Genomic DNA, 7,316 nt, shown 5'->3' with positions numbered 1-7,316 from the left:
AACGCCGCCACCGCCAACACCCCGCGGTCGTGGCCGGTCAGCACGGTCCGGGCGGTGCCGGTGGCCGTATCCCAGATCCGCACCGTGCCATCTTCGCCGCCGGTGGCCAGCAGGGTCCGCCCGTGCGGGCTGGGAAACGCCGCCACCGCCAACACCCCGCGGTCGTGGCCGGTCAGCACGGTCCGGGCGGTGCCGGTGGCCGTATCCCAGATCCGCACCGTGCCATCTTCGCCTCCGGTTGCCAGCAGGGTCCGCCCGTGCGGGCTGGGAAACGCCGCCACCGCCAACACCCCGCGGTCGTGGCCGGTCAGCTCCGCCTGGGCGGTGCCGGTGGCCGTATCCCAGATCCGCACCGTGCCATCTTCGCCTCCGGTTGCCAGCAGGGTGCGCCCGTCCGGGCTGGGAAACGCCGCCACCGCCCACACCCCGCCGGAATGGCCCGCCAGAGTGAGATGAGGGGCGTGAGGCGTCACCTGTGCCCAGCGAAGCGACCAAACTGCGTCGGGGTGGGGCAGGTCAGTTGTGGCCGGCCTGGTCATGCCCGCGTGTCGGACACTGCCGAGTTGGCGTAGGCCGATCCGCTGCGCTGGCGGCAGTCCGTCCAGCAGGTGACGCATGCCGACCACCCCGGCGACTTCCGCCGGGAGCGGGTAGCGGCCTAAGGCGTGCGCCATGGCTGCGGTGGCAACCCGGCCCGGGTCGAGTTCGTCCAGCACCCGGGGGTGGGCGGCGAGTTCCTGCCAAGAGGCAATGCCGCCACGGGCGGCGTGGCCGGGCAGGTGGTGGCAAAGGTAGGGGTTTATTGCGGTCTGTGCCTCAGTGCCTGGTGTCTCCTGGCCACGTTTGATGGATTGGATGAAACGGGTGGTGATGTGATGGTGCCGTTCGTCGCCGTCCGGTGTTTCGGCTGCGGCGAAGTGCTCGGCGAATGTGGCATGCGCGAGCCGGTAGACGGTCTGTCCATGTTCGGTGTCGCGGACCAGGTACGGCGCGGCGGCCTCGATGAGGTCGTCGATGTCCGGGCCGCTTGTCGGCGTGGTGTCGGCGTCGATCAGGGCGTCGGCGACGGTCGCCCAGATGTCGTCGAGGATCGGCAGGCCGCGGCCTTGGGCGAGGCCGAGCGCCTCCAGGAGCGGGACGCGGCGCGGGTTTGCAGCACGGTGGCGTTCCACCGCGCGGGCGAACAGGGCGCGGTGGTCTCCGGCGAGGAAGGCGTCGAGGTCGTCCTCCCGGCCGGGGACGAGCAGGTCGCGTCTGGCCTGGAGTTCGTGTACGGCCAGCCGGGCGAACAGGAACTCGTGAGCCCCGTCGGCGATGAGCAGGGCGGCGCGGTCGATGCCCGCCGCGTACCGGGGGTCGTCGTGCAGGAGGTGACGCAGGCGGCGGGCCACGTACGGGTGGATGGCGAAGCGGTCGGCCGCCACCGTCAGCACCCGGTCCTCGGCGGGGGCCAGGGCGTCCAGCAGGTCGGGGGTGGCGGGGCCGGGGTGGTCGGGGCCTTCCATGGTGGAGGCTCGGGTGCCGACGATCACCCGTACGCCCGGCAGCCCGGCCAGCGGCCTGAGCAGCAAGCGGGCGATCACGAGCGGCTGCTGGGCCTCGTCGAGGGCGTCGACGAGCACGGTCAGGGGCTGGTTCGCGCCGCTGAGCCTGGCCGTGAGCTGGTCGGCCAGTTCGTGGATCGGGGCGTCGGCGGCGAGGTCGTCCACCCCGGCGGCGTGGGCGAGGTCCCTGGCCACGTCGCCGGCGGAGGCGCCGGTCAGGTGGAGGACGGCGTCGAAGATGTCGTCCGGTGGGCGGTCGGCCTCGGACAGTTCGGGGATGTGGCCTTGGGCGGTCAGCGCGGCCCGCAGGCGGGGGCGGCTGGTGACGACCAGGTGGCCGAGGAGGGCGGACTTGCCGGTGCCGGGCTTGCCGGTGACGACGAATAGGCCGTCCTCGGAACGGCGCAGCCAGTCGCAGATTCGGCGGCGTTCCTTGTCCCGGCCTTGGAAGAACCAGGCGACCTCGCCCAGCTCGGCACCCTGGGCCTTGGGTACGAAGTGCAGGCGTTCGGCGTCGGGGAGGGCGCGCAGCAGTTCGGCGATCTCGTCGGCGGCGTCGACGGTGACGCCCGTTGGGGTGAATGTGCGTCGGTGCAGCGCCGCGCCCTCCGGCAGGTCCAGCGGCCGTACGGTGGCCTCGCCGAGCCGTCTGACCAGGGCGGAGGCGAGGTCGGCCAAGGGGATGGACGGGCTGGCGCCGAAGTCGTTGTGCAGCACGTTGCGCAGTTCGCGGCGAAACACGCCCAGGTTGGTCGAGCCGCCGGAAGGACCGCTGCCCGTCACGCCCACCAGCAGCGCCCGGGGCCGTACCCGCAGGTAGCGCTCGAGTTCGGCGCTGACCAGGCGGACGAAGTCGCCGGAGCGGCAGGCTTCGACGACGACCACGGCCCAGGTGCCGTGCTCCTCGGCTCGTACGGCGCGGTTGCGGATCCACAGGGCCATCTGGGCGGGACCGATCACCGAGTCGGTGAAGTCCGCCGGGGTGCCCGCGTGGGCGAGGGCCGCGTCGAGTCCGTCGGAGCGGCCGTGTCCCGCCCAGTACAGGAAGGTGTCGGCGGGTGGGTCGGACGGCGGGCAGGCCCAGTGGCGCATGCGGGCGTCGATCGCGTCCGCGCCGCGTTCGGCCATGGGTTCGGTCCAGTTGACCGGTTCGGCGCCGAAGTCCCGCAGCAGGGCGGCGACCTGCTCGGTCTCGGCCTGCGCGTTCTCCAGGTTCCAGGCGGGACGGTGACGATAGGCGCCGAGGGCGACCGGGAAGAACTCCAGCCGTCTGCCCGCCGGTAAGTCGTCAATCATCCATCGCCCCTTAGTCGCTCCCGGGTTCGACGCTTTCGGGGTCGGCGGCCAGGACGAGGGTGCTCACGGCGGAGGTGCCGCCGCCGTCCACGACCACGCGGTAGAGCCCCGGCCCCGGGACCTCGGTGTCCGCTCGCAGTTCGCCGTCGCTGCGGCGGCCGGGCCGCAGGAGGTCGCGCCACGGTCCGGCGGTGTCCTCCACCGTGCAGGTGATTGCCGCCGGATCGTCCACGCCGGTGAGCGTCACCCTCCAGGACTCGCCGGGCAGGACGATCTGCGGGGCTGTCACGCCGATGTCGCCCTCGCCGAGACGGCCGCCCTCGCGGTCGGCGCCGGTGACGACGTCGCAGACCAGGTCGAACACCTCGGGCATCTTGGCGAGTGCGGCGTGCTGCTGGCTGAACGCGGTCGATCCGGGGCGGGAGGCCGACAGCCGCGGCACCGTGCCGTCGCCTTTGACATCGACGCGGAGTGGCAGGTCGTGCTCGTCGAGGACCAGTTCGCCCTTGCGTTCTCCCTTGTCGTGTACGCGGAAGGTGTGGTGGTACTGCTCGACCACACCGCCGCGCAGACCGAGGGACTGAACAGTGGGCTGGGCGATGCCCACCACGGTGCGGGTCACCGCCGTCAGCCGGTCCTGGCGGGCCGCGACCTGGTCGAAGCCGCCGTACGCGGTGTAGTCCAGTTCGGGGGCGAGGTGGGCGTCGAGCATGGCGTGCAGCCGCGCCGCGTCTTCGGCCATCCGGGCGTCACCGCCGAGATGGGCCACGTCGGAGGCGGTGAGCAGTCGCACGTCGGTGCCCTCGTCCACGCACCGGTAGCTGGGCAGCAGGTCGTGTACGCCGGGCAGGGTGGCGGCGAGTTTCCGCAGCGGGTCGCTGCGGAACCAGATCGGCGTGCCCCTGCCGGTGGCGAGCAGCACGGCGGCGAGCGGTGAGCCGCGCAGCGGCGTGCCCAAAGTGATCAGGTCGCGGATGTCGTCGACCAGGTCGCCGGCGACCAGCGTGAGGGCGCGGGCCAGCAGGCCGCCCATCGAGTGGGCCACGAGCACCAGGCGGGCCTCGCGTTCGTCGGGCTGCTCGCGGCGGGCCTTCTGGTGGCCGTCGCTGTCCCGCCAGGCTTGCAGGTGCCGCCGGGCCGCGTCGGCGAGCAGGCGCGCGTTGTGCAGGACGGGCAGCCGCCAGTCGTAGGCGAACTCCAGCACCAGGTCGGGGTGGACGACGACGCGACGCAGCCGATCGACCAGCCGGGTGTACGGCTCGACGCCGCCGAGGCCGGGCAGGAACGCCGGGGTGCGCAGCAGGCCGGTGGGGCGCAGCCGTACCGTGGCGGGATCGGCGCGTTCCTCCTCGCTGAGGCGCAGCGGGGCGAGACCGTTGCGGTGGGCGAGCGCCCGGGCGTACCAGCGCGGATCGGTCAGGCCCCAGCGCTGGACCCTGCCCTCGTCGGCGAGGGCGCTGCCCATGATGCCGGGGATGACGACGACGACATCGTGGGAGAGGTCGAGGACTTGCCGCGAACCGATCATGTCGGGGTGCCTCGTTTCGATGGTTCGGGGGCGTCAACGCCGCGACAATAATCACTATGCGTCGTGTCCGACGGTACTTTTCGGAACCGTTCTCCGCGCGGGACGGCTCATGAACGGGAACGGTCCCGGCGACTTACGCCACACTCTGATCACCATCGCGATCCGCGACTATCCACCGGCCGACCCGGACTTTCCGACGTCGGCCGAGGAGCGGTTCGCCGCCGACATGGACCGGCAGGTGGCGGACGTGAGCGCGTGGTGGAGCACCTCGGGTGCCGGATTCGACGTACAGGACGCCAAGGAGATCACCTGCCGCCGGGATATGGAGGAGTTCGTCCACCGGTGCGGCCTGCACACCCTGTCCGACCGCGACGTGGTGGTGCTGTACGTCACCGGCCACGGCGTGGCGGGGCCGTCCGGACGGCACTACCTGCGGCTGCCCCAAGGTCGGCGAGGCCGCCTGCTGGACGGCTACCCGACCGCCGAACTGGTGACGGCGGTGCTGAACTCGGACGCGCCGCACGTGCTGATCGTGGTCAACACCTGCTACGCCGGGGCGCTGCACGACGAGCTGGCCCGGCTGCTGAAGGACCTGCCCCCGGAGCGCAGAACCCTGCCGACCCTGGGGGTGTTCACCTCGGCCGCCTTCGACGAGGCCCCCGGGTCGGCGACTTCGCCACGCTGCTGCGGCGGGCCGACCACCGGCTGCGCACCGTCTCCGGCATCGACCGCGACCGGCTCACATTTGAGGAGTTCCTGCAGGAGCTGTCGCTCGCCGCAGAGCAGAACGAGGTACGGCTGTACCAGCCGGCCAAGCTGTGGCCCACGACCTACAGCGGCAGGCCGAGCCCGTGCCTGCCCAACCCGGGGTACGCGCCGCATCCGGCACTGGTGAGTCCGCAGGTCGGCCAGGTGGCCGACAACGCGCCGGACGTCGAGTACTGGCTGTCTCGGGCCAGCGGGCGCACCTCGGACGACGATCCCGGCTGGTACTTCACCGGCCGTGCCGAGCTGACCGGTACGCTCGCGGCCTTCCTCGACGACGGCGACGGCACCCTGGTCGTGACCGGCGCCGCCGGAACCGGCAAGTCGGCGATCATCGCCCGCGCGGTCACCCTCAGCGACCCGGTCTTCCGCGCCGACCCCCGCTACCGGAAGGCGGTGGCGCGGGTGCCCTTCGGCACCGTGCCGCCGGAGGGCTCGGTGGACGTGGCGGTGCTGGCCCGCAATAAGGACACCGCCGAACTGTACGAACAGTTGCTGGTGCTGCTCGGTCGCCCGTTCGCGGCCAGCGGGTTGGAGCGCCTGACGATCCTGCGCGAGAGGCTGCTGGAGGTGCTGGCCGGGCAGCCGAAGCCGCTGACCGTCGTCCTGGACGGACTGGACGAGGCCAGAAATCCGTTCGAGACCGCGGGCGCGCTGGTCGGGCCGTTGATCCGGGCCGAAAGAGTGGTCGGTGGCCCGGCCGTACGGATGGTAATCGGGGTACGCAGCCCTGGTCCGGCACGGCCGGACACGGTGGACGAGGCGGGCTCGGTGGCCGGACTCGGCCCGGCGAGCCCGCCGGAAGCAGAGGACGAGAAGCGGACCAGGAACCTCCTGGACCTGGTGCTTCACCTCGTGCAGGACCGCCCGCACCAGATGGTGCGCACCGACGGGCCGGACGCGCGCGCCGACATCGTCGACTACACCGAAACCCTGCTCGCCGCCGAGTCCAGCCCGTACCGGAACAGCCCGGACGCGCGCCGCCGCCTGTCCGAGGTCGTCGCCGCGCATGTCGCACCGTCCTTCCTAGACGCCCGGCTCGCGGGGCGGCGGCTGCGCGAAACCGCGGACCTTCAGGACCCGGCCGACCCGGCATGGCTGGCCACCCTCGGCGGCGGCACGATCAGCCTGCTCGGCGAGGACATCGCCTCGGTGGCTACCCCTGCCTTCCCCGAACGGCACATCCTCGCCGTACTGCGCGCCGCCGCCTTCGCCCAGGGAGCGGGCATTCCGTGGGCCGAGATCTGGCCCGCCGTCGTCGAAGCCATCCTGGACGAACGGCCGCCCGACGCCGACGCGCTGATCCGCCATGTGGTGACGGGCAGGCTGGGCGGCTACCTGGTCCAGGACACCGAGGACGAACGCGTCGTCCATCGTCCCGCGCACGAACGGTTGGCCGAGGTTTTGCGCACACAGCCCCAGCGCGTCCTCCCGCACCAGGACCCGCGCGATCGCCCGACCAGCGACGACAGGAGCCGAACGTGAACGCCTCCCCGCAACAGGACGGCACCGGAGACGTCTCCGAGGTGCACCAGAGGATCGCCGCCCGGCTGGCCGCCTCGCCACCGATGCCTCCAGCGCTCCGCCACATCCGTACGTGCGCCGCCACCTGGTCCGGCACGCTGCACTGGGCGGGGTGCTCGACGACCGGTACGTACCCGCCGAACTGGTGCCCTGGGAGACGAGCGGCGCCGTACGCGGCCTGCTGGGGCTGCCGATCGCCGACGACTCGCGCCATCGGGTGCTGGGCGCCTGGGCCCGGATCGAGCCGTTCCTCGGAGACGCAGACCCGATCTCCCGGGCGGTCAGTCTCGAATTCGTCCGCACCGCCACCGACCCAAGGGCCCCCGGCACCGTGTCCACCAAACGGCCCGGTCATTGGTTCCTGACCTCGGAGGCACCACTTCATCCGCGCTGGGCCAGGTGGGAACTGCAGCCCAATGTTCTGGTGACAACACCGGGTCAAATACTCAGCATCGAGGCATTCACTGATCTGGGCGGGCGGACCCTGCTGGCCACCGGCGGTGAAGATGGGACGGTGCGGGTCTGGGATGCGGTCACCGGCACGGCCCGGGCGGTGTTGACCGGCCACACCGGCCGGGTGTGGGCGGTGGTGGCGTTTTCTGGCCCGGGCGGGCGGACGCTGCTGGCCACCGGCGGCTCCGATGGCATGGTGCGGGTCG

4 protein-coding genes and 1 pseudogene are annotated in these 7,316 nt (G+C 72.2%); 3 read left to right on the top strand and 2 right to left on the bottom strand.

The window, feature by feature from the left end:
• Window positions 1-2,840: WD40 repeat domain-containing protein (locus tag AB0K60_RS34905; RefSeq protein ID WP_364065171.1), on the bottom strand; the 2,840-nt coding region annotated here is incomplete at its 3' end.
• A gap of 10 nt (window positions 2,841-2,850) precedes the next feature.
• On the bottom strand, window positions 2,851-4,368 hold the full coding sequence (locus AB0K60_RS34900; protein ID WP_364065168.1) for a hypothetical protein: 1,518 nt from the start codon (window positions 4,366-4,368) through the stop codon (window positions 2,851-2,853).
• A gap of 109 nt (window positions 4,369-4,477) precedes the next feature.
• On the opposite strand from AB0K60_RS34900, the gene AB0K60_RS34895 reads away from it, so the two are divergent.
• The 3 genes and pseudogenes from AB0K60_RS34895 to AB0K60_RS34885 all read left to right on the top strand — a co-directional run.
• Complete coding sequence (locus tag AB0K60_RS34895) at window positions 4,478-5,263, top strand: hypothetical protein (RefSeq protein WP_364065165.1); 786 nt, start codon at window positions 4,478-4,480, stop codon at window positions 5,261-5,263.
• A complete protein-coding gene (locus tag AB0K60_RS34890; RefSeq protein ID WP_364065162.1) occupies window positions 5,260-6,618 on the top strand; it encodes an ATP-binding protein in 1,359 nt (452 codons plus the stop codon). The genes AB0K60_RS34895 and AB0K60_RS34890 overlap by 4 nt, the downstream gene beginning before the upstream one ends.
• Before the next feature lie 151 nt (window positions 6,619-6,769).
• Window positions 6,770-7,316, top strand: a pseudogene (locus AB0K60_RS34885) (hypothetical protein); the annotation flags it as partial.

The organism is Thermopolyspora sp. NPDC052614, assembly GCF_040678635.1.
Classification (GTDB): Bacteria; Actinomycetota; Actinomycetes; order Streptosporangiales; family Streptosporangiaceae; genus Thermopolyspora.
This window is presented reverse-complemented; position numbering and strand designations above follow the sequence as displayed.